Below are 21,567 nucleotides of genomic sequence, written 5' to 3'. Positions count from 1 at the left end.
CCGTGACCCCGTACGGATCCGGTCATCCCCGTGCCTGAGCCCGTCGTCGAGGTCGTCGCCGGCGTCATCGCCGATGCCCGCGGCCGCATCCTGCTGGCGCGGCGCACCGAGGGCCGCGACCTGGCCGGCCTGTGGGAATTCCCCGGCGGCAAGCGCGAACCGGGCGAAGCGCCGGACGCCACTCTCGCGCGCGAGCTGCACGAGGAGCTCGGCATCGCCGCCGAGGTCGGCGCGCCGCTGATCGCGGTGCCGCAGCAATACCCGCACAAACGCCTGCGCCTGGACGTGCGCCGGGTGGACGCCTGGCAGGGCACGCCGAAAGGCCTCGACGGCCAGGCCCTGGCCTGGGTGCCGCCGCGCAAGCTGGCCAGCTATGCAATGCCGCCCGCCGACCGGCCGGTGGTCGCGGCGCTGCTGCAGCCGGACCGCTACCTGGTCACGCCGGCCCCGGGCGACGACGACGCCGCCTGGCTGCGGGCGCTGGAGACGGCGCTGGCGCAGGGCGTGCGCCGCGTGCAGCTGCGACCCGGCGCCGGCCTCGACCCGGCGCGCTGGCGCACGCTGGCGCGGCAGGCGGCCGCCCGCTGTCGCGGCGCCCAGGCCGAAGTGCTGGTCAACGGCGACATCGCCCTGGCGCAGGAACTGCGCAGCGGCGTGCACCTGCGCGCGGCGCAGTTGCCGCAGCTGCAGCGCCGCCCGCTGCGCGACGGCCTGCCCGTCGCCGCGTCGTGCCACGACCGCGACGAGTTGCGCCACGCCGAGCGGCTGGGTTGCGACTTCGCCGTGCTCGGCCCGCTGCAGCCCACGCCCACCCATCCCGGTGCCGCCGGACTCGGCTGGGCCGCCTTCGCTGCGCTGCGCGAGCACACCAGTCTGCCGCTGTATGCCATCGGCGGCCTGCGCCCGGACGACCTTGCCCAGGCCCGCACCCACGGCGCCCAGGGCATTGCCGCGATCCGCGCGCTGTGGCCCGCACGCGTGCCGTAGTACCGTCCCCGCCTCCCCACGGCCGCGCAGGCGCGGCGTCACCCGCGCGATGGCATGCACTCCGCAGCGCCGGTGGAATCGCGACGCCCGTCGCTCCCACGATGGAGTCCGGGCAGGACGGGTGTGGGGTGGCGAGCCGCCCGCTTCAGCGCCCCAGGTCCGCAGGGCATTCCGCGCCCCAGGGGTCTGCCGGCATCGATCCGTGGCGGTCCGCGACGGTGATCGCGGCTTGCGCGGTGTCTACGGAATCGCGTTGTCCCGGCTCGCCGTCGCCAGGGCGCGATATTGCCGGTCCAGCGCCGCCACCTGCGCATCCAGCGCGGCCAGTGGCCCGTCGTTGACGATCACGTCGTCGGCGATCGCCAGGCGCTGCTCGCGGCTGGCCTGCGCGGCCAGCATGCGGCCGGCCAGCGCGGCATCGATGCCGTCGCGCTGCACCAGTCGCGCCAATTGCACCGACGCCGGCACGTCCACCACCAGGATCCGGTCCAGCCACGGATAGGCGGCGCGACCGCCGCCCTCGGCCAGCAGCGGGATTTCGGCCACCGCGTAGGGCCCCGGCGCCGCGGCGCAGGCGGCCTGCAGCGCGACGCGCACGCGCGGATGCACGATCGCCTCCAGCGTCCGTCGCGCCGCGGCGTCGGCAAACACCCGCCGCCGCATCGCCGCGCGGTCCAGCGCACCGGTCGCATCGAGAACATCGCTACCGAAGGCGGCCACGACCTCGGCCAGACCCGCGGAGCCGGCCGCGACCGCCGCACGCGCGGCGACATCGGCGTCGGCGACCAGCACCCCGTGCGCCCGCAAGCGCCGCGCCACCTCGCCCTTGCCTGAAGCCACCCCGCCGGTCAGGCCGATGATGTAATCGCTCATGCCGAGCCCGCCCCCCGTTGCTGCGCCTGTCTGTCGCGACTGCGGCGATCGATCCAGCTCAGCGCAGGCCGCTGAACCGCAGGTACGCGTCCACCATCCAGTCGCCCCAGAAGAACACGACCCAGCCGGCGACCGCCAGATACGGCCCGAACGGGATCGGCGTGGCGCGGTCGCGGCCCTTGGCCGCCAGCCAGATCGAACCGACGATGGCGCCCACCAGCGACGACAGCAGGATCGTCGGCACGATCCCCTGCAGCCCCACCCAGGCGCCCAGCGCGGCCAGCAGCTTGAAGTCGCCGTGGCCCATGCCTTCCTTGCCCGTGATCTGCTTGAACACCCACCACACCGACCACAGGCTCAGGTAGCCGATGATCGCGCCCACCAGCGCCGGCTTGGCCGGCAGGTACAGCGCGTCGATGCTGGCGATCAGGCCCAGCCACAGCAGCGGCAGGGTCAACTGGTCGGGCAGCAGCTGGGTGCGCAGGTCGATGCCCGCCAGCGCGATCAGGAAACAGGTCAGCACGATCGCGCCAAAACCCTGCCAGCCGAAGCCGAAGCGCCACACGCAGCACACCACCAGCGCCATGGTCAGCAGCTCGACCAGCGGATACTGCAGCGAGATCGGCGCATGGCAGCTGCGGCAACGCCCGCGCAGCGCCAGCCAGCTCAGCACCGGGATGTTTTCCCACCACGCCAGCTGGTGCTTGCAGTGCGGGCAGTGCGAACGCTCGACCACGATCCCCGGCGGCGGCGGATCGTAGACCTCCGGCTCGCCCAGCACCTCCAGGCTGTCGCGCTTCCACTGCCATTCCAGGCGCCTGGGCAGGCGCAGGATGACGACGTTGAGGAAGCTGCCCAGCAGCAGCCCGAGACCGGCCGCGGCGGGATAGCCTAGGCCGGGATTCTGATCGAGGAAGGACATTCGGTACCCCTGGTTCATCCGTGCGGCGGCAGCGTACCGGATCGTGCGCTCCCGCCCCACATTACACGCCCCTCACCCTGCTTCGCTGCGCGAAGCGGTTCCGCACTCCGTGCCCCGGCCCTTGCGCACAGCGCAAGGGCGTTGGGTCGTGCGCGAACCGGTGGCTCGCAAGCCGCCGCACGCCCTCACCCCCGCAAGCGGGGTGAGGGCGGCCGTCCTGCCCCACGCTTGCGCAGAGACGACGGACCCTTCTCCCGCACGCGGCGAAACAGCTGCCCCTTCTCCCCGCTTGCGCAGAGGCCGCCATCCCTTCTCCCCGCTTGCGCAAGGGTCGGCAGTCCCTTCTCCCCGCTTGCGGGGAGAAGGTGCCCGCAGGGCGGATGAGGGGCCGCCGGAGCGGGCCGTCCCTTTTCCCGCTTGCGCAGAGGCAGCCGTCCTTCTCCCCGCTTGCGGGGAGAAGGTGCCCGCAGGGCGGATGAGGGGCCGCCGGAGCGACGCGATCGCGGATCAGATCGCCGCGGCCAGCTTGAAGATCGGCAGGTACATGCCGATGACCATGCAGCCGACGATGCCGCCGATGAAGATCATGATCAGCGGCTCCAGCAGGCTGGACAGCGCGTCGACCGCGTTGTTGACCTCTTCCTCGTAGAACTCGGCGACCTTGAACAGCATCGCGTCCAGTGCGCCGGCCTCCTCGCCGATCGCGGTCATCTGGATCACCATGTGCGGGAACAGGTTGACCTGCTTCATCGCCATGTTGAGCTGGTAGCCGACCGCGACGTCGTCGCGGATGCGGTGCACGGCCTGCGTGTACACCTGGTTGCCGGTGGCGCCGGCGACGATGTCCAGCGCCTCCACCAGCGGCACGCCGGCCTTGAAGGTCACCGCCAGGGTGCGGGCGAAGCGCGCGATCGCGGAGTTGTGCAGGATCTGCCCGACCACCGGGAGTTTCAGCATGAAGCGATCGACGAAGTGCTGGAATTTCTCCGAGCGCTTGAACATGAACAGCATGCCCGCGATCGACCCCGCGACCACCAGCAGCACCAGCCACCACCAGGCGATCATGAAATCGCTGGCGGCGATGATCATCTTGGTGAAGGCGGGCAGGTCGGCGCCGAAGCTCTGGAACACCTGCTGGAACTGCGGCACCACGAACACCAGCAGGATCGCGCTGACCAGGATCGCCACCGCGATCACCGTGGCCGGGTAGAACAGCGCCTTCTTGATCTTGCCCTTCAGGCTCTCGATGTTCTCCTTGTAGCTGGCGATGGTGTCGAGCACCGTCTCCAGCACGCCCGCCGATTCGCCGGCCTTGACCAGGTTGCGGTAGAGCTCGTCGAACTGCACCGGGTGCTTGCCCAGCGCCTCGTACAGCGAGGAGCCGCTCTCGATGTCGGAGCGGATGTCGTTGACCAGGTCCTTGGCGCGGGGGTTCTTCTGCCCGCCGCCGATGATCTCCAGGCCCTGCACGATCGGCACGCCGGATTTCATCATCGTCGCCAGCTGGCGGCTGATGATGGCGATGTCGCGCGGGGTGACGCGCTTGCCGGCGCTGCCGAACAGCGGCTTGGGCTTGGGCTTGACCACGGTCGGGGTGATGCCCTGGCGGCGCAGGTCGGCGCGCACCAGGTTGGCGTTCTTGGCCGGCTGCTCGCCCTTCATCTTGGTGCCGCGCTTGTCGGTACCTTCCCAGACGAAGACTTCCATCGGGTCGGGGCGGCGGACGGCTTTCTTGGCGACGGATCGGGTCACGGCCATGGGATCAGTCCTTGGTGACGCGGTTGATTTCGGCGAGGCTGGTGACGCCGTTCTTGACCTTCAGCAACGCCGACTGGCGCAGGTCGCGGACGCCGGAGCGCTGTGCGGCTTCGGTGATCTGCTGCACGTTGCCGCCGGCCAGGACGATGGCCTGGATCTCCTCGGTCATCGGCATCACCTGGTACAGGCCGGTGCGGCCCTTGTAGCCCTCGGTGCAGTCCGGGCAGCCGACCGCCTCGTAGATGGTCAGGCCGGCGTGGACCTCGTCGGCGGTGAAGCCTTCGGCCAGCAGCGCGTGTTCGGGCAGCTCCTGCACGCGCTTGCAGTCGTGCAGGCGCCGTGCCAGGCGCTGGGCGATGACCACGGTCACCGAGGAGGTGATGTTGAACGGCGCCACGCCCATGTTCATCAGTCGCGCGATGGTCTGCGGCGCGTCGTTGGTGTGCAGGGTGGACAGCACCATGTGGCCGGTCTGCGCGGCCTTGACCGCGATCTCGGCGGTCTCCAGGTCGCGGATCTCGCCGACCATGATCACGTCCGGGTCCTGGCGCAGGAAGCTGCGCAGCGCGGCGGCGAAGGTCATGCCGCGCTTGAGGTTCATCTGCACCTGGTTGATGCCGGGGACGCGGATTTCGACCGGGTCCTCGACGGTGGAGATGTTGCGCGACTCGTCGTTGAGGATGTTGAGCGCGGTGTACAGCGACACGGTCTTGCCCGAGCCGGTGGGGCCGGTCACCAGCACCATGCCATAGGGCTTTTGCACCGCGTCGAGGAAGATCCGCTTCTGGTCCTCCTCGTAGCCGAGCTTGTCGATGCCCAGCTTGGCGGCGCCGCCGTCGAGGATGCGCAGCACGATCTTCTCGCCGAACAGCGTCGGCAGGGTGCTGACGCGGAAGTCGATCTGCTTGGTCTTGGACAGGTTGAGCTTGATGCGGCCGTCCTGCGGCACGCGCTTCTCGGCGATGTCCAGCTGCGCCATCACCTTCAGGCGCGCGGCGATGCGCGGCGCCAGCTTGACCGGCACCTTGGCCACCTGCTTGAGCAGGCCGTCGATGCGCAGGCGCACCCGGTAGTCGGACTCGTACGGCTCGAAGTGCACGTCCGAGGCGCCGCGGCGGATGCCGTCCACCAGCACCTTGTTGATGAACTTGACCACCGGGGTGTCGTCGCCCTTGGCGTCGACGCCGCTGTCGCCGGAGATGTCGTCCTCGCCGCCGCTGACCTCCAGCCCTTCCAGGCCCTCGCTGTCGGCGACCGCGTCGGCCAGCGCGTCGGCCGTCTCCAGCCACTGGTCGATGGTGCGCTTGATCCGGTCCTCGTCGACCAGGATCGCCTCGACCGTCAAATTGGTGTGGAACTTGAGCTCGTCCAGCGCCCGGATGTTGGTCGGGTCGGCGATGCCGACGAACAGGCGGCCGCCGCGCCTGAACAGCGGCAGCGCGTTGTGCTTGCGCACCAGCTCCTCGCTGACCAGCTTGATCGCCGACTGCGCCGGGTCCAGCGAGGACACGTCGAAGAGCGGCATGCCGAACTCGATCGAGTTGGCCGCGGCCAGGTCGGCCGGGGCGATCAGCTTCTTCTCCAGCAGGTAGCCGGCGACCGGGCGCTTCTCCTGCGTGGCCGCGTCCAGCGCCTGGCGCGCGCTGGCCTCGTCCAGGGCGCCGTCCAGCACCAGGCGCCGGGCGATGCCGGTGATGCCCACCAGATTGGCGGTTGCGGCAATGGCCACTGCGGGACCTCTCGGGAATTCCCCGTCCCGACTTTACCCCAATCCGGCGCCGGCGCGAACGCCGACCGGACCCGCACACGAGCGCCACTCCGGGCCCCACGCACGCTCCGGGCCCGCGCACGATCGCCGCCCCGGGCCCCACGCACGAGCGCCGCTCCCTTGCCCGCGCCGCGCGAGCTGCACCCCACCGCCCGTCGCGTGCGACCGGCGTCACAACCCGCAGCGTATTCCCTTCGCCCCGCTTGCGGGGAGAAGGTGCCCGCAGGGCGGATGAGGGGCCGCCCCACCCGCGCATCTCCTCAACCCGCACCGTATTCCCTTCTCCCGCTTGCGGGGAGAAGGTGCCCACAGGGCGGATGAGGGGCCGCTCCACCCGCACATCCCCCTCAGTCTGCTTTCACGCTACCCTTCCCGCCAAGGGGAACGCATGCGACTCTCGGTCATCCTGCCGGCGAAAAACGAAGCCCAAGGCCTGCAGCAGACCTTGCCGGCCCTGCGCGCGCTGTTCCCCGCCGCGGAAATCATCGTCGTCGACGACGGCTCCACCGACGCCACCGCCAGCGTTGCCGCCGCGCACGGCGCCACCGTCCTGTCCTCCCCGTACCCGATGGGCAACGGCGCCGCGATCAAGCGCGGCACCCGCGCCGCCAGCGGCGACACCCTCGTATTCATGGACGCCGACGGCCAGCACGACCCGGCGCTGATCCCGCAGCTGCTGGCCAGGCTCGAGCAGGGCTACGATATGGTCGTCGGCGCCCGCAACGCCCAGGGCCAGGCCAACGCCGGCCGCGGCGCCGCCAATGCCTTCTACAACCGCCTAGCCAGCTGGATGACCGGGCACAAGGTCGCCGACCTCACCTCCGGCTTCCGCGCCGTGCGCGCCGAGCGCTTCCGCGAGTTCCTGCATCTGCTGCCCAACGGCTTCAGCTATCCCACCACCAGCACCATGGCGTTCTTCCGCAGCGCCTACCCGGTGGCGTACGTGCCGATCCCGGTGGCGGCGCGGCTGGGCAAGAGCCATATCCGACCGATCCGCGACGGGCTGCGATTCCTGCTGATCATCTTCCGCATCGCCACCCTGTACTCGCCGCTCAAGCTGTTCGCGCCGACCGCTTTCGCGTTCCTGCTGCTGGGACTGGGCTACTACGGCTACACCTTCACCACCGAGCACCGCTTCACCAACATGAGCGCGTTGCTGCTCAGCGCGGCGGTGATCGTGTTCCTGATCGGGCTGGTCTCCGAGCAGATCACCGGGCTGACCTACCTGGCGGCCCGGGCGGAACGCAAGCCCGAATGAATCCAGGCGGCAACCGCAAGCCCCGGGTGCTGGTGCTGGCGTCGACCTACCCGCGCTGGCGCGACGACCCGGAGCCGGGATTCGTGCATGAGCTGTCGAGGCGATTGAGTGCGGAGTTCGATGTCACCGTGCTCTGCCCGCACGCGGCCGGCGCCGCGCCGCGGGAAACGATGGACGGCGTGCGCGTGCTGCGCTACCGCTACGCACCGGCCGGCCTCGAAACCCTGGTCAACGACGGCGGCATCGTCACCAACCTCAAGCGGCACCCGTGGAAATGGCTGCTGGTGCCGGGCTTCGTCCTTGGCCTGCTCTGGCAGGCATGGCGGACGCGGCGCCGCCTGCGGCCCGGCGTTGTCCATGCGCACTGGCTGCTGCCACAAGGGTTGGTGGCGGCTCTGCTGGGGACGCCTTTCCTGGTGACCTCGCATGGCGCGGACCTGTTCGCGCTGCAGGCCGCGCCCCTGCAGGCGTTGAAGCGCCTTGTCGTGCGCCGGGCCACGGCGGTCACGGTGGTCAGCCAGGCAATGCGCGCGGAGTTGCACCGGGTCGGCGCCACGGACGACAAGATCCGGGTGCAGTCGATGGGCGTGGACCTGCGGCAGCGTTTCACCCCGGACCCGGCGCAAGCGCGCAGTGCCGACGAGATCCTGTTCGTGGGCCGGCTGGTCGAGAAAAAAGGGCTACGCCATCTGATCGACGCGCTGCCGGCAATCCTGGCTGCGCATCCGCAAGCCTTTCTCAGCATTGCCGGCTTCGGACCGGAAGAGCGCGAGCGGCGCCAACAGGCCGCGCGACTGGGCCTGCAGGACCGCGTGCGCTTCCTCGGTGCCGTACCGCAGCCGCAGTTGCCTGCGCTGTACCGGCGCGCGGCGGTGCTGGCCGCGCCGTTCGTCGCCACCGGCGATGGCGATCGCGAGGGGCTGGGGCTGGTGCTGGTCGAAGCGCTCGGCTGCGGCTGCCCGGTGGTCACCACTGCGCTGCCCACCGCGCGCGAAATCTTCGGCAACGCGCCCGCACCCGATTGCGTCACGCCCGGCTCGGTGGCGGCGCTGGCCGCAGGCGTCGGCCGTATTCTGGCCGCGCCCGAGCAAGCCCGCCTCCGGGCAATGGCATTGCGCGATCGACTGCTCCCGCGTTTCGACTGGGACGCGACTGCGGCCGCCTATGCGCGCACGCTGCGCGCCATCACCGGAGCGCACGCATGAAAGTGCTGGTCACTGGCGGAGCGGGGTTCATCGGCCGCCATACCGTCCGGCGGCTGCTCGGCGAGGATGCGCAAGTCCTGGTGCTGGACGATTTTTCCTCCAGTGCGCGCACCGCGCTTGACGAGTTTGCGGGGCATCGCGGATTCGACGCCATTACCGGCGACATCTGCGATGAAGCGCTGACACGACGTGTTTTCGAGCGTTGGCGCCCGGAGGCCACCGTACATCTGGCGGGCCTGGTCAGCGTGGCCCGCAGCATCGCAGAACCCGAGGAAAGCCATCGCATGAACGTGGGCGGGGCGATGGCAGTCGCGAAAGCGGCGCAAGCGGCCGGTTGCCGCCGATTCGTGTTCGCCTCTTCGGCGGCAGTGTATGCGGATGCGGAACAGCTTCCTTTGCGTGAGGACGCCATCCTGCGCCCCGCGTTGTCGCCCTACGGCGCGCACAAGGCCGAGGCCGAACGCTTGCTGCGGGCACTGGACGAGGCATCCATGCGCGTCGTCATCCTGCGGTACTTCAACGTCTACGGCGCCGGGCAGCCGGCGGATTCGCCCTATTCCGGCGTGATCACGCGATTCCTGGACAGGCTGGCGCGTGGCCTGCCGTTGCAGATCAACGGGGACGGGGAGCAATCGCGCGATTTCGTCCATGTCGATGATGTCGCGCGGGTCAACGCTGCCGCGGCGGCGGGGCGACTCGGGCCGGGGACCTACAATGTCTGCGCCGGTGTCCCCGTCACGATCAACGCTCTTGTCTCGCTCTTGCGAGAAGGGATGCCGGAGCTGGAAATCCGGCATGCGTCCCCGCAGCCTGGGGAAATCCGGCATTCGCTGGGGGACGCGCGGAAACTCGCGGCCGCGTTGGGCGAATGGCAACCTGCGACGTTTTCGTCCGGGATCGCCCGATTGCTGGATTCCTAGACATTGCCAGCGGATAGCCTGTGCGTGTCATTGGCGGGTGCCATGCAGGTACGCGAGTGCGGTCGCTGCGCGCGCCAGGCCTTTGCGCAGGGGATAGGGCAGCCATGCCTGATCCAGCACGGCCTCGATGCTGTCGGCCCGGGCGACGGCGAGCCGCGCCAAAGGAGCTAACAGCGCTGCGCGCCAGGGATGCAGGGTCGCATCGATCGCCGCGTACCCCAGTGCCCGGTACGCTTCCGGGTGGTCGCCCCGGAACAGCGGCGCGCTGTAACGTCCGCTGGCCTGCATCTTGCGGCTGATGCCGGGGAAGTCCAGGTTGGCAGCATGGTCGACCGGTGCATTGGCATTGTGGGCCAGCCGGGCGCCTGTCCGCTGCATCCGCAGCAGCAAATCGCGGTCCTCGAAGCCGTAATGCCGATAGCGTGGATCGAAGCCGCCCACGGCGCGGAACAGCGGCGCGCGCAGCAGAATGTTGGCGGTGGTCATCGAATGGAGCATTCCGCCGTCGTGCGCGGCGGCGGCGCGGCGCCTGCCAGCGGCGGACTGGTAGCGCCCCCAGAAGCCGCCGGCATGGCCGACGATGTCGCCGATGCTGGCGTCGGCGCCTTCGGCCAGGCATGCGAGGTGTGCCTGCAGAAAATCCGGATGCGCGGGCGTGCAGTCGCAATCCAGCAGCAGCAGCAGGCTGCCCGTGGCCTCGGTGACGCCCAGATTGATCGCACCTGCGCGGCCGAGATTGGCCGGTGCCCGAAGCAGGCGCGCCCAGTCCGGAAGCTCCCGGGCCAGATGCGCGGTACTGCCGTCGGTGGACGCATCGTCGACGACGACCGCTTCCAACGTGTGATCCGCCGGGCGCGGCAGTCGCCCGATCGCTATCACGGTGGCCAGTGCCTCCGCGCCGCCGTTGAAGCACGGCACCACTAGGCTGATGTGCGTTTTGGTCATTACCCTGATGCGCCTTGCAACCAGTCACGCAGGGCGTGCCACAACAGCCGCAATCTGTTGCCGGGGACGAAGAAGCGGAGATCCCGAGGCAACCGGGTCGCGTGTCCGTTCGCGCGGCGCAGGTTGTACAGGTGCGCGCGCCGGCAATCCGGGTCCATGTGTTTGCGATGCTTTCGATACACCATCCAGTAGCCGCGTCGGCGCGTCGGGGATCGACTGATGCGGGTGCTGTCCTCGTGCGCGTGGATGCGCTGCAGCGGCCGTCGGACGCCCCGTGCGGGTCCGTGGGCAAGGATCATCCTGATCCACAAGTCGTAATCCTGCCCCGCCGGAAGGGACTCGTCGTAACCACCGCAGGCAAGCACCTTCGAGCGTTCGGCTAGGATCTGGTTGCCCACGACGTTTCGCTTGAGAATGCTGCCCGCATCCACTCGCCCTGGAGCGAGACGAAGATGCTTCACTGCGCTCGTTGCGATGAGATCAGAAGCAAAGACGAAGGAGTCACCTGGCTGCAGTGCGTCCAGTAAGCGGTTCAACCGACCGGGAAGCATCTCGTCGTCGTCGTCGAGACCGGTGACGTAGCGTCCACACGATTCCCGTATTGCACGATTGCGGCAAGCACTCCCCCCAAGACGCTTCGGTTGCCTGATCCAGCGGAACGGAATGGGGGGCTTGAATTTATCCAGCAATGTCGGCGTCGCGTCATCGGAAGCGTCGTCGACGACAATCAACTCGATATCGGTCCGCCCCTGGGCGAGTACCGACGACAGCGCGCGGTCCAGGTACCCCGCTCGGTTCCTCGTTGGGATACAAATGCTGATCATGATCCCGGTGTCGGTGGGGCGGCTCACAGCAGGCGCCTGCAAAGATCGGTTAGCTGGTAGAAGGCCGCTACCAACCGGGGGCTTGCTCGGGACAATGACAGATCCCTGTTCATGGCAGGAAAGTAGGCTGGAGAGAACCTGCGGGCCATGGAGCGAATATCAGGCTCGTCGAGGCCGGCCTTGATCGCACGTTCGATGCCCCTGGTGTACAGGGAGTCGGCATGGCGCCGTATCAATCGAGAATCACTGGCCTCGAACTCGATCGACGTGGCCCTCCAAGCCTGCGCCGCGCGGAAATAGCCTTCCACACTGGTGCTGTCGGGGGCGGAAGTCATGATCGATCCACTGCGCATCCGCCGGTGGTAAAGGGTTTTCCGCGTAAACACCGTGCCCTTGCTTCGGAGGAGCGCTTGCAGGGTGAACGGCTCGTCTTCGTGCTTCATTGCCTGGAACCGCAGGGGAATTCTTCCCTCGAGGACGGAGCGACGCATGATGTAGAGGCAGGAGGAGGAAATGAATTCCCGACGGCGCAGCATGTCGAGCAGGGCATCCTTCCCTGTCTGGAAGTACATGTCGGCCATGCGGTGATAGCGTGATGTGTTGCCGAGTGGGTGGTTCTCGTCGGAAAAGACATCGGCTGAAAAGCAAAACAGATCTATTTCGGGATGGCTTTCTAGCGTCTCACTGAAGGTCGCAAGCAGTTCGTCCGACAACACGTCATCAGCGTCACAGAACAAAATGTATTCGCACTTGCTCAGGGAAATCCCCGTGTTTCGTGCCGGGCCCAGCCCCGCGTTGTCCTGACGGATGCAGTAAATAGGACTCGCTGGAAAATCTGATGCGATCAACCGGGTCAGGTCGTGCTGGGATCCGTCGTCCACCACGGTGATCTGCCCAAAAGGAACAGTTTGCGCGAGTGCGCTTCGCAGCATTTCGCTGAGATATTTTTCGTCGTTGTACGCGGGGACTACAAGGGACACCGAATGACTGCGATGTGTACGCTGTGAAGAGCCGGCGCTGCTAGTTGCATTCATTCCTGAATTCATCTGGTGCAGGCGAAAAGCGTGCGCCCGTAGTTTCCGGCGTAAGGGGGCGCGCGATCACTGTCTTTCCCCAAGGCGACAATGCTGCTGAACGTTGTGTTCTCCCTGAGCCAGTCATGGATATGGGCGGGAGTCCAGCCGGGCATCCTGCGTCGGAACCAAGCTTCATCTGCATCGCCGAGTTCGATGAATAATACGCGTTTGGTAAGTCTGTCGAGATGGCGGAGCAGTTCGGTGGCGAGGCCCGGGTCTCCGCCTAGAACGAAGTGATGGAGCAGGCTAAGGCAGCTCACAATATCGTAACGAGATGAAGTTTCTCGCAAGAAAATCGTCGCCTCGCCAGCAAGTAGAGAGCTGACTGGTAAACCATATTTGAGCACGCCGATTTTTCTGGCGAACTTGTCGATTTCGATGCCGTATGCATCGTATCCTGCATCTCGCATTTCCTTGACGAACCAGCCGTAGTTGCAGGCGATGTCGAGGTAAGTGGACCCTTCTTCCAGCCTGAGGGGAGTCAGGTGCCTCATCATCATTTCCAGACGGTCACTGCACTTTCTCACCAGTCGCCACTGCGAAAGTTCGGGGCTGGAAATGGGCTGGTATAACTCCCGTCTATTAACGTTCCAGCTCACGTCCAGAAGGTATTGCTGCAATGTGGTTGTCTGCGGCCTGTTTCTCACATATGCGCGGATCCGCTTGTAGCCGCGGGCACAGGCTACTGCGACGCGATGGTTGCCATCGCTCAGTTGGTAGCAATCGGAATGCTGTATGGGATAAACGATGATGGGATCGTTGGGCCGGGAAAAAGCGTGTGATGCCTGGCCTTTTCGGATTTCAGCGCCCCGGTAAAGCGCCACCAGGTTACGCGCTATTGGCAGGATTCCGCCTGCATCCTTGGCATTGAAGTAGCGTCCGAACATGTCGATGCAGCGGACGGCATTCGTGTAGTAGTCGGTTTGCTCGAAGGTGCCGGCGTCGAACAGGCGCTCACCGATCTCGATGTATTGCCTGAGGAGCCTGGAATGTGGGGAGTGGGCTACCTGAGTCGAAGTACGAGTGGCATCGTCCGTGTGTCGCGAAAACTGGAGCCCGTCCATCCCGTGCTCCCCGCCGCAGAGTATCTTGTCCAACGCGATGGGGCGACTGGTAGAAAGGCGCCAGGTGCGTTTAGCATGCTTCAACGCCTTGCCTGCCATGTTGCGCATAGAGATGGATCGTGGTCCTTGCATCTTGTCCGCCATTTCAAAAGCCCATTGCGCTGGAGCGAAGTCCCGTATATTTCCTTATCGACAGCCACAATAGTCCTTGGCCGAGCACCAGACTGATTCCCGTGGCGACAGCCGCTCCCGTTGCGCCATGTTCCGGAACGAGTGCCAGATTGAGGACGATGTTCGCTGCAACCGCGATTCCTATACCCCTGAGACAGTGTCGGATGTTGTCCGTCATGATGAGTATCGTGCCCACGGATCCGAAAATGAGAAAACCGAACTGGGCGCAGGCAAGGATCTGCAGGCTGTCGGTGCTTCCGGAATAGGCGATGCCGTAAAGAGCGACGATGATCGGCTTCCCAAAGGCCAGAAACAAGATCACCAGCGGACTGGTCGCGACCAGGTACCTGGCAGCTGTCTTTCTCAATAAACGTTGGAGATTGTCGGTTTCGCCGCGGTGGTAGAGACGGGCAATCTTGGGCGCGAGGTGCATATTTGCAGCTGCGGAGATTAGCGTGATCAGTTCGGCCGTCCGGGCACCAATCGCGTAGAGTCCGGCCTCATGCTCGCCGCTCAGCTTCGTAACAATCAGCAGGTCGATTCTGCTGTTCAGCAGGTAGAGGGTGGCCAACCACATCAGCGGCAGGGAAGTCAGGATTGAGAGCGGAGAGTGACCGGATTCGGGCGGATGCGTTCCGGCGATCCGGCCAGCCTGGTGGCTTTTCAGTACGAAAATAATTGCAGCCGTGACGGTGACCATCGCCACAAGGTGCTCTGGCGCCAGCGATCCGGAAACCAGCCAGAATGCACCGAGTACCGTCAGCGTGATAATGGGAGACAGTAGCAGTTGCGGCCATTGGCTCGTGATGATGAGCGATCTGGCCTGGAGCAGGGAGGTTCGTACGGCCGATAAATTGTTGAGCAGGGGCAAGGGGGATGCAAGAACGAACAGCCAGCGTGTCTTTTCCGGAACCGGCAATACCAACGCCAATAGCAGGATTGCCGCCATCGCAAGCCCGGAGAAAACAATATGCCGATCCGCCCAACGTATCATCCATCCGAGGCTGCCGACCGTTTTTGCTCCTTCGCGTATGAGGTAGTTGGGTAAACCGAGGCTTGCGGGGATGGTGACGATGGCAACTGTCGCCAGCACGAATGAGTAGAGACCATAGCCGTCTGGCCCGAGGACGCGTGCGTAGAAGACGCTGCCCATGAGTGCCAAAAGGATTCCGCCGATCTTCAATGCCACCATTTCGAAGGTGGAACGCAGGATCTGCCCTTGCTTCACCTCCATCTGGAGTCTGCGAAGTGCGGAATTGAAGAACGACTGGAGTGTGGGCAACGGATTCATTCCTGCGGATGTCGGCTGCAGCCGGGGGCTGTAGTTCCTTCCGTGAGAGAGTTTTTGCAAAGCTCAGCCCGCAATCTGGCGAGCTCTTCCTTGTAGTAGCCAGTCCGCACCAGCAACCAGCGATGCACATCGGCCATGGAGCGGATCCGGCGTGGGCCGTAGCGAACGCCAAGGGTTTGGTAATGGTCCAGGTGCCGCAACGCCCAAGCCTCGTAGCCGGCATTGCCCAGGTCGGCGGCCTGCGCCAGTGCGACTTGCGGCTTGGGTTGCAGGTCCAGGCCGCGGTTGAATGCGGCCAGTGCCGCTTCCGGGTCGTGCGTGGCCAGCGCCGCGCGGCCTTGCAGGCGATACAGCGCCTGTTGCCGGGTCGGGGCACGGGCGAATGCCGGGTTGGCGGCTACGGCATCGATCAATCGCTGCCAGCCAGGCAGTCCGAGTGCCGGGCAACGCCCCGCAAGCACGGCCCGGTTGAGTTGGTCCAGCCAGTCGAGCATGCCCTGGTTCCAGATGCGTTGCGCGCGCAAGGCCTGCTCGGCGGCCTCGAGGTCGGCGGCCGACAGTGTGTTGGCGCCGCAGGCCTGGGCGATGCGGTTGAGCGCAATGATGCTCTGCCCGGGCAGACGTCGCTGCGCGCGCTGCAACAGCTGGCTGGCTTCGGCGGTGCGGCCCTGTGCGGCGAGGATATTTGCGGCGTAACCCTGCGCGCGCGCGGAATCCGGATTGCGTTGTGCCCAGACCATAGCTTGCAGCGGAGGATCGCCCCAGAGCACGGCTCGCTGCCAGGTCAGCCCCAGCAGGATGGCGGGTAGCGCCACTGCCAGGGCCAGTCGCGCGTGCCGTGCTGGTCCCGGCGCCAGCAGGGCGTGCGCCAGCGGCCAGAACAGCAACAACGCGGGCAGGTAGTTACGGTGCTCGAAGTACAACTCCAGTGGCACCGGTCCGCTTTCCACCAGGTGCCCGGCGAGGAAGAACAGCAGCGCCGCCGACAGCCGCGGCCAGCGCGTGCGGACGGCAAATCCGATCACGACTAGGGCGAGGATCGCCAGCAGCGCAGGCAGCGTCGTCCAGGGGTCGAGCAGGCTGTGCGATGCCGCGAAGCCGTCGTTGAACACGCCGCCACTGCCTTCGCGCGGCACCGCCAGCAGGCCCAGGTATTCCATCAGCGCGCGGGGCTGGCTGAGCAGGCGTTCGCCCAGGGTGAAATCACGGATCGCCAGACAGCGCCGGATCGCGGCCGGGACCTGCAGCAGCAGGTAGCCGAGCAAGGCCAGCGACGGCAGGCCGAGCAGCAGCCAGGCGTCGCGACGCAGCGCCCGCCTGCACGGCACCGGCAGCATCGCGGTCTGCGGCAGGTACAGCACCCACCAGGCCATCAGGGTCAGCAACGGGGTCAGGAAGCCGTTGGCCTTGCTTAGCCCCGCCAGCAAGGTCGCGCCGCCGACGCCGACCGCCGCCCACGCCCAGCCGTGCAGACGGCGGCCGTCGCGCCATAGCCGGTAACTGCGATCCCAGGCGAGCAGGCCAAGCAGGCAGAACGTGGCCGCCAGCATCGCCTGCCGCTGCACGATGTACAGCGTGGTGGACACCCACAGTGGATGCGCCAGCCACAGCGTGGCGCCGAGCAGGGCGACCGGGGACTGCCGGCCTTGGCCGCCCTCCTGCGATCGCGGCAACAAGGCTTCCAGCCGCCGCAGCAGCCAGAACAGCAGGCCGCCATTGAGCAGGTGCAGCAGCAGGTTGCTGCGCTTGAACGGGAACGGATCGGCCGGCCAATCGCGCGCGTCGAGCAGGAAGCTCAGCTGCGCTACCGGGCGTCCGGTGGGATCGCCCTCGCCTGATGTCAGGAAATAGAGGAGCGTGTCCAGGTTGCGCACGCCACCGTAATCACCGAGCGCATCGAGGTTGATCCGGTCATCGAACAGAAACCCGCCTTTCAGCCCCGGCCAGTAGGCCGCGGCCGTCAGTGCCAGCAGCAGCGCGACCAGGGCGAACGCCGGCAGTGGAGAGCGAGTGGTGGCCGTCATCGCGCCAGACTGTCACAGCCATCGGGCGCCTGCCAGCCGGGACGCGCGAATAAAAAAGAGAGGGCCGCTTGCGCGGCCCTCGGATGACGCTTGTCGCTGCTGCGGATCAGCGGCAGCTGCCCGGACGGAAGCGGGCGTCGACCGTGGTGTCGGCGGGGTTGCCGCAGATCCAGGTGATCGAACCTTCGCCCGAGGTGGTCACCGGGGACAGGCCGAGGCTCTCGCCGTCGATCTTGTCCTCGGAGCTGGTGTAGTGAATCTTGATGATGCCAGCGGCGGAAGCGGCGTCGGCGCAGCCAGTAGTGCCTACGCAAACCGAACCAACGTCGTTGCCGACGATTTCGGTGTCAGCAGCCAAGCCAGCCTCGCCATTGCTGTCGGGCAAAGTGCCTTCGGACTGGTAGGTTTCCGAAACCGCCAGCTTGGCCGAGGCGGCCAGGTTGATGCCTTCCGACACCTTGGTGCGGACGGTGTAGTCCTGGTAGGCCGGGATGGCGATGGCCATCAGGATGCCGAGGATCGCGATCACGATCATCAGTTCGATCAGGGTGAAGCCTTGCTGCAACTTCTTCATGTTCATGGGTGTATCCCCTAGGAGTGGTGAACTTCACGTGCCCCGCGTGCCGGCTGCTCCGGTCCGTCGGGAGCCGTGCAACGATGCACGTGCACGGACAGCATACGCAGGTCGCGTGCCAATCAGGCCAGGATTGGCTTCTGGACAAGGGCATCGGACCCCAGTCACGGTTCCAAACCGAGGGTTCCGGGGCGCCATGCAAAAAAACGTCAATTAGTGACGTCGAGCGTCGCTTCGCGATGGGTGACCCGGCTGGCCGGTGGCCGCCAGCAGCGTCCAGGGGTCCAGCGCCACCGTGGCCAGCGGCCGGGCGTCGGCGGCGGCGACCAGTTGCACGGCGCTGCCGCGGCTGGAATCCAGCGGCAGCCAGCGGACCGCCGCGGCCGGCAGGTCGAGCCGCCGCAGCGCGGCCTGCAGCCGGGCTTTGGCCAGTGGGCTGCTGCGCAACGCGGCATCCAGCGAGTGGGCGCGCCGGTGCAGCTGCGGCGCTACCGCTGCGTAATCGCGGTACAGCCGCGGTTGCTGCACCGCCAGGTGGCCCGACAGTTCTTCGAACAGCAAGGCGTTGCGCGCCTGCGGTTCGGTCGGCATCGCGACGCCGACCAGTCGCGGCCGGCCATAGCCGGGGTGGTTGTAGGGTGGCCGCGCGCGTGCCCAGTCGGCAGGCGCGATCTGGTTGGCGAATACCAGCTCGAAACGGTCGACATTGCCGACCAGGAACACCGGGCGGCTCTGGAAGAACACGTGCGCGCCGTAGGCGAAGAACGCGGCCTGCAGCAGTGCGATCACGGTGAGGTCGAAGCGCATGCCGCGCTTGCCGTGGCGGTAGACGAGCAGGGTCAGCAGCGGCCCGACGGTGAGGTCGATGGCCGCCAGGAGCAGCAGCAAACGGTCCACGCCGGAGACATGGAACAGCGACGGCGGGTACCACAGCGCGATTGCCAGCGCCGCGGCCAGGCTCAGCACCAGCAGGCTGATCAGCAGGTGGATGCCGGCTGCGCGCCAGCGCGTCATCCCGGTGGGCGCAGGCACGTCGGATGCCGACATTGGGGTTGAAGAGGGCGCGGATGCGGCCGTGGATGCGGACGCGGACGAGATCCGTGCAGGCCAGCGCCTGCGCGCCGCTCCCGCGATTGCGGCCAGCGCGCCGGTGGCCAGCAGCAGTTCGAACGGGCGATAAGGGATGGAATAGCGCGGCTCGGCCTGCAGCAGCGCATGCATCGCGGTGACGTACAGGAACAGCAGCGCGGCGATCGTGGCGGCCGGCGGCGCCCAGGGGCGGCGGCGCCAGGCACCGACGACCAGTGCCAGCGACGCCATGAGCGACAGCGCGAACAGCAGCGGATTGAGCCGGTGCAGCAAGCCGGTGCTGGCGCGCAGGATCGGATGGGTATCCAGCGGCGAGTGGCTGACCCGGTGGAAGTACACGCCGCCGGCGCCGACGCGAATGTCCCAGTCCCACAGCAGCCACGGTTTCTGCAGCAGGTACCAGCGGGCGTAGTAGCCGGGATCCTCGCCCATGCGGGTGCCGATCTCGCGCAGGCCGGCGACGGTGTCGGCCTTGAGCAGGCGTTCCTCGCGGTCGATCGCCTGCATGATCCGGCGCGAGATCGGATTGCGGCTGCTGGTGTTCCATGCCGCGTGGTACTGCGGCCACGCCCCCTGCACCAGATTGACCTTGGCGCGGTCGCCGCTGCCGCCGTCGGCCAGCGTGCTGCCGCGGATGCCCCAGGCCGCCACCGGTAGCAGGAAGACGGCCAGCAGCCACGCCGCCGCGTGGCCGCGCTGCCCGCGCCACAGCAGTGCCGCCAGTGCGAACGGCAGGAACAGCACCAGCGGGTTGACCAGCCAGGCGTAGCCGAACAGTGCGCCGGCGGCGAGTATCCAGCGGCGGGCGCCGGGCCGATCGAAGGCGTGCGCCGTGCACAGCAGCGCGAACACCAGCGTGGCGCCGAGCACGACTTCCGAGAGCAGGGCGCCGGTGGCGGCGATGTGGTGCGGCCACAGCGCCAGCAACACGCCCGCGAGCAGTGCCCAGCCCGAGGCAAGCCAGCGCCGCGCCAGCAGCACGGTGCCGGTGACGGTGAGCGCGCCGAGCAGCGCCTGCGCGTGCAGCAGCAGCGCGTACCAGTCGTCGGGTCGCGACTTCAAGGCCATCGCCGCGGCGATGAACAACGGATAGCCCGGGCCGCGGAAACCGTCCGGCGTCGGCACCGCAGCCGTGTCCGTCGGCCATGCCTTGGAAAACACGCCGTGGTGCAGCAGGTTCCATGCGTAGGCGACGTAGTCGCGCACGTCGCCGCGGATCGGCGCCTCGACCACGGTGGCCAGCACGAAATACTCGCGCAGCAGCCACGCGAACAGGGTGAGCAGGGCCAGTCCGAACAGGAAGCGGCGATGCGCGCGCCCGGCGGCGTCGGACAACATCGTGGTCAAGGCGCCGCTCCGCTCAATCGATCCCGAGCTTCTTCAGCTTGTAGCGCAGCGCGCGGAAGGTGATGCCCAGCGCGGCGGCGGCGCGGGTCTTGTTGTAGCGGTTCTCCTGCAGCGCCTGTTCGATGGCCTGGCGCTCGATCTCCTCGATGTAGGAGGGCAGGGCGGTGGTGGCGCTTTCGTAGGGGCTGACGGTGCGCGGGTCGCGCGGGGCGGAGGGCGCGGCCGCAGGTGCCGGGGCGTGCGCGGGGGCGGCCGTCGTGGCCGGCGTGGGGGCCGGCGGCGCGGTCGGCAGGCGCAGGGCGTCGGCGTCGATGCGCTCGCCGTCGGCCAGGGCCAGGGCGCGCTCGAGGATGTTCTCCAGTTCGCGCACGTTGCCGGGGAAGGGATAGGCCAGCAGCGCGGCCAGGGCGTCGTCGCCCAGCGCCGGCGCGGCGCGGCCCTGTTCGCGGGCCAGGCGCGCGAGGATCCCGGCGGCCAGTTGCGGCAGGTCCTGGCGGCGCTCGCGCAGCGGCGGTACCCGCAGCTCGATCACGTTGATGCGGTAGTACAGGTCGTGGCGGAAGGTGCCGTTGGCGACCAGCGCGCCCAGGTCCTTGTGGGTGGCGCTGAGGATGCGCACGTCCACCGGGATCTCGACCGCGGCGCCGACCGGGCGCACCGATTTTTCCTGGATCGCGCGCAGCAGCTTGACCTGCATCGGCAGCGGCAGCTCGGCGATCTCGTCCAGGAACAGGGTGCCGCCGTCGGCGGCCTGGAACAGCCCGGCCTTGTCGGCATGGGCGCCGGTGAAGCTGCCTTTCTTGTGGCCGAAGAATTCGCTTTCCATCAGCTCGGCCGGGATCGCGCCGCAGTTGACCGGCACGAACGGGCCCTTGGCGCGGCCGCCTTCGGCATGGATGGTGCGGGCGACCAGCTCCTTGCCCACGCCGGACTCGCCGGTGATGGCGATCGGCGCCTGGCTGCGCGCGACCTTGGCGACGGTGGCGCGCAGCGCCTGCATCGCCGGGGAGTCGCCACGCAGGCGGCCGAGGCCGACTTCGTGGTGGTTGCGGTCGGCCTCCTCGCGTCGGCGCAGGCCCAGGTCCAGCGCGTGCTTGACCAGGCCGCGCAGGACGTTGATGTCCACCGGCTTGTTGACGAAGTCGAAGGCGCCGGCCTTGAGCGCCTCGACCGCGGCCTCGACGTTGCCGTAGGCAGTGACTACCGCGGTGGGGATTTCGGGGTGACGGGCGCTGATCTCGGCGACCAGTTCGAGGCCGGAGCCGTCGGGCAGGCGCATGTCGGTCAGGCACAGGTCGTAGCTGCCGCCCTGGGCCAGCTGCGCGCGCGCGGCGGCGAGGGTGGCGGCGGTGTCGGTGCGCAGGCCCATGCGGCCCAGGGTGAGCACCAGCAGTTCGCGGATGTCCTGCTCGTCGTCGACGATCAGTGCGCTTTGGGTGGCGCCGCGGATTTCGCTCATGCGCGCACCTTA

Annotated in this window: 17 protein-coding genes; 4 read left to right on the top strand and 13 right to left on the bottom strand. The window is 67.5% G+C overall.

What is annotated here, in order from left to right; all coding sequences use genetic code 11:
* Positions 1-30 precede the first annotated feature (30 nt).
* Positions 31-987: a Nudix family hydrolase gene (locus tag D0Y53_RS01665; protein ID WP_117201368.1), complete on the top strand. Its 957-nt coding sequence runs from the start codon at positions 31-33 to the stop codon at positions 985-987.
* 240 nt (positions 988-1,227) lie between these two features.
* Here the strand turns inward: D0Y53_RS01665 and coaE are convergent, their stop codons facing one another.
* The 4 genes from coaE to pilB form a co-directional block, all read right to left on the bottom strand.
* On the bottom strand, positions 1,228-1,860 hold the full coding sequence (coaE, locus tag D0Y53_RS01660) for a dephospho-CoA kinase (protein WP_117201367.1): 633 nt from the start codon (positions 1,858-1,860) through the stop codon (positions 1,228-1,230).
* A 58-nt stretch (positions 1,861-1,918) separates the two neighbouring features.
* Positions 1,919-2,782 (bottom strand): prepilin peptidase, encoded by an 864-nt coding sequence (locus tag D0Y53_RS01655; RefSeq protein WP_117201366.1) that lies wholly within the window; start codon positions 2,780-2,782, stop codon positions 1,919-1,921.
* 507 nt (positions 2,783-3,289) lie between these two features.
* Positions 3,290-4,540 carry a type II secretion system F family protein gene (locus tag D0Y53_RS01650; protein WP_117201365.1) on the bottom strand — a complete coding sequence of 417 codons (1,251 nt, stop codon included), beginning with the start codon at positions 4,538-4,540 and terminating at the stop codon, positions 3,290-3,292.
* Between the two features lie 4 nt (positions 4,541-4,544).
* Positions 4,545-6,269: a type IV-A pilus assembly ATPase PilB gene (gene pilB, locus D0Y53_RS01645; protein ID WP_117201364.1), complete on the bottom strand. Its 1,725-nt coding sequence runs from the start codon at positions 6,267-6,269 to the stop codon at positions 4,545-4,547.
* 427 nt (positions 6,270-6,696) lie between these two features.
* On the opposite strand from pilB, the gene D0Y53_RS01640 reads away from it, so the two are divergent.
* The 3 genes from D0Y53_RS01640 to D0Y53_RS01630 are packed head-to-tail and all read left to right on the top strand — an operon-like array spanning position 6,697 to position 9,691.
* Positions 6,697-7,566 (top strand): glycosyltransferase family 2 protein, encoded by an 870-nt coding sequence (locus D0Y53_RS01640; RefSeq protein WP_117201363.1) that lies wholly within the window; start codon positions 6,697-6,699, stop codon positions 7,564-7,566.
* A gap of 26 nt (positions 7,567-7,592) precedes the next feature.
* Positions 7,593-8,771 (top strand): glycosyltransferase, encoded by a 1,179-nt coding sequence (locus tag D0Y53_RS01635; RefSeq protein ID WP_233511591.1) that lies wholly within the window; start codon positions 7,593-7,595, stop codon positions 8,769-8,771.
* Positions 8,768-9,691 (top strand): SDR family NAD(P)-dependent oxidoreductase, encoded by a 924-nt coding sequence (locus tag D0Y53_RS01630; RefSeq protein WP_117201361.1) that lies wholly within the window; start codon positions 8,768-8,770, stop codon positions 9,689-9,691. The genes D0Y53_RS01635 and D0Y53_RS01630 overlap by 4 nt, the downstream gene beginning before the upstream one ends.
* A gap of 27 nt (positions 9,692-9,718) precedes the next feature.
* Here the strand turns inward: D0Y53_RS01630 and D0Y53_RS01625 are convergent, their stop codons facing one another.
* The 9 genes from D0Y53_RS01625 to D0Y53_RS01585 all read right to left on the bottom strand — a co-directional run bounded on the left by D0Y53_RS01625 (position 9,719) and on the right by D0Y53_RS01585 (position 21,555).
* Positions 9,719-10,636, bottom strand: coding sequence for a glycosyltransferase family 2 protein (locus tag D0Y53_RS01625; protein WP_117201360.1), 918 nt, complete (start codon positions 10,634-10,636; stop codon positions 9,719-9,721).
* Positions 10,636-11,487, bottom strand: a complete 852-nt coding sequence (locus D0Y53_RS01620; RefSeq protein ID WP_117201359.1) for a glycosyltransferase — start codon at positions 11,485-11,487, stop codon at positions 10,636-10,638. The genes D0Y53_RS01625 and D0Y53_RS01620 overlap by 1 nt, the downstream gene beginning before the upstream one ends.
* Positions 11,484-12,440 (bottom strand): glycosyltransferase family A protein, encoded by a 957-nt coding sequence (locus tag D0Y53_RS01615; protein ID WP_158550549.1) that lies wholly within the window; start codon positions 12,438-12,440, stop codon positions 11,484-11,486. The genes D0Y53_RS01620 and D0Y53_RS01615 overlap by 4 nt, the downstream gene beginning before the upstream one ends.
* 62 nt (positions 12,441-12,502) lie before the next feature.
* Positions 12,503-13,744, bottom strand: coding sequence for a methyltransferase domain-containing protein (locus D0Y53_RS01610; protein ID WP_117201357.1), 1,242 nt, complete (start codon positions 13,742-13,744; stop codon positions 12,503-12,505).
* A 1-nt stretch (position 13,745) separates the two neighbouring features.
* Complete coding sequence (locus D0Y53_RS01605; RefSeq protein WP_233511590.1) at positions 13,746-15,005, bottom strand: flippase; 1,260 nt, start codon at positions 15,003-15,005, stop codon at positions 13,746-13,748.
* A gap of 53 nt (positions 15,006-15,058) precedes the next feature.
* Positions 15,059-17,086, bottom strand: coding sequence for a tetratricopeptide repeat protein (locus tag D0Y53_RS01600; RefSeq protein ID WP_117201355.1), 2,028 nt, complete (start codon positions 17,084-17,086; stop codon positions 15,059-15,061).
* A gap of 106 nt (positions 17,087-17,192) precedes the next feature.
* Positions 17,193-17,666, bottom strand: coding sequence for a pilin (locus D0Y53_RS01595; protein WP_325048055.1), 474 nt, complete (start codon positions 17,664-17,666; stop codon positions 17,193-17,195).
* A gap of 207 nt (positions 17,667-17,873) precedes the next feature.
* Positions 17,874-20,087 carry a TfpX/TfpZ family type IV pilin accessory protein gene (gene tfpZ / locus D0Y53_RS01590; RefSeq protein WP_117201354.1) on the bottom strand — a complete coding sequence of 738 codons (2,214 nt, stop codon included), beginning with the start codon at positions 20,085-20,087 and terminating at the stop codon, positions 17,874-17,876.
* A gap of 22 nt (positions 20,088-20,109) precedes the next feature.
* Positions 20,110-21,555: a sigma-54-dependent transcriptional regulator gene (locus D0Y53_RS01585; RefSeq protein WP_117201353.1), complete on the bottom strand. Its 1,446-nt coding sequence runs from the start codon at positions 21,553-21,555 to the stop codon at positions 20,110-20,112.
* Positions 21,556-21,567: the final 12 nt, after the last annotated feature.

Origin of the sequence: Cognatiluteimonas weifangensis (assembly GCF_003416885.1) — a bacterium.
Taxonomy (GTDB): Bacteria; Pseudomonadota; Gammaproteobacteria; order Xanthomonadales; family Xanthomonadaceae; genus Cognatiluteimonas; species Cognatiluteimonas weifangensis.
Note: the sequence above shows the minus strand (reverse complement) of the source record. Positions and strands in the feature narration are given on the sequence as shown.

What these genes read in the sequence shown, in the direction of transcription:
- coaE (WP_117201367.1), bottom strand. Translation starts at nt 1,860, where the DNA reads ATGAGCGATTACATCATCGGCCTGACCGGCGGGGTGGCTTCAGGCAAG.
- D0Y53_RS01655 (WP_117201366.1), bottom strand. Translation starts at nt 2,782, where the DNA reads ATGTCCTTCCTCGATCAGAATCCCGGCCTAGGCTATCCCGCCGCGGCC.
- D0Y53_RS01650 (WP_117201365.1), bottom strand. Translation starts at nt 4,540, where the DNA reads ATGGCCGTGACCCGATCCGTCGCCAAGAAAGCCGTCCGCCGCCCCGAC.
- D0Y53_RS01640 (WP_117201363.1), top strand. Translation starts at nt 6,697, where the DNA reads ATGCGACTCTCGGTCATCCTGCCGGCGAAAAACGAAGCCCAAGGCCTG.
- D0Y53_RS01630 (WP_117201361.1), top strand. Translation starts at nt 8,768, where the DNA reads ATGAAAGTGCTGGTCACTGGCGGAGCGGGGTTCATCGGCCGCCATACC.
- D0Y53_RS01625 (WP_117201360.1), bottom strand. Translation starts at nt 10,636, where the DNA reads ATGACCAAAACGCACATCAGCCTAGTGGTGCCGTGCTTCAACGGCGGC.
- D0Y53_RS01610 (WP_117201357.1), bottom strand. Translation starts at nt 13,744, where the DNA reads ATGGCGGACAAGATGCAAGGACCACGATCCATCTCTATGCGCAACATG.
- D0Y53_RS01605 (WP_233511590.1), bottom strand. Translation starts at nt 15,005, where the DNA reads ATGGAGGTGAAGCAAGGGCAGATCCTGCGTTCCACCTTCGAAATGGTG.
- D0Y53_RS01600 (WP_117201355.1), bottom strand. Translation starts at nt 17,086, where the DNA reads ATGACGGCCACCACTCGCTCTCCACTGCCGGCGTTCGCCCTGGTCGCG.
- D0Y53_RS01595 (WP_325048055.1), bottom strand. Translation starts at nt 17,666, where the DNA reads ATGAACATGAAGAAGTTGCAGCAAGGCTTCACCCTGATCGAACTGATG.
- tfpZ (WP_117201354.1), bottom strand. Translation starts at nt 20,087, where the DNA reads ATGTTGTCCGACGCCGCCGGGCGCGCGCATCGCCGCTTCCTGTTCGGA.
- D0Y53_RS01585 (WP_117201353.1), bottom strand. Translation starts at nt 21,555, where the DNA reads ATGAGCGAAATCCGCGGCGCCACCCAAAGCGCACTGATCGTCGACGAC.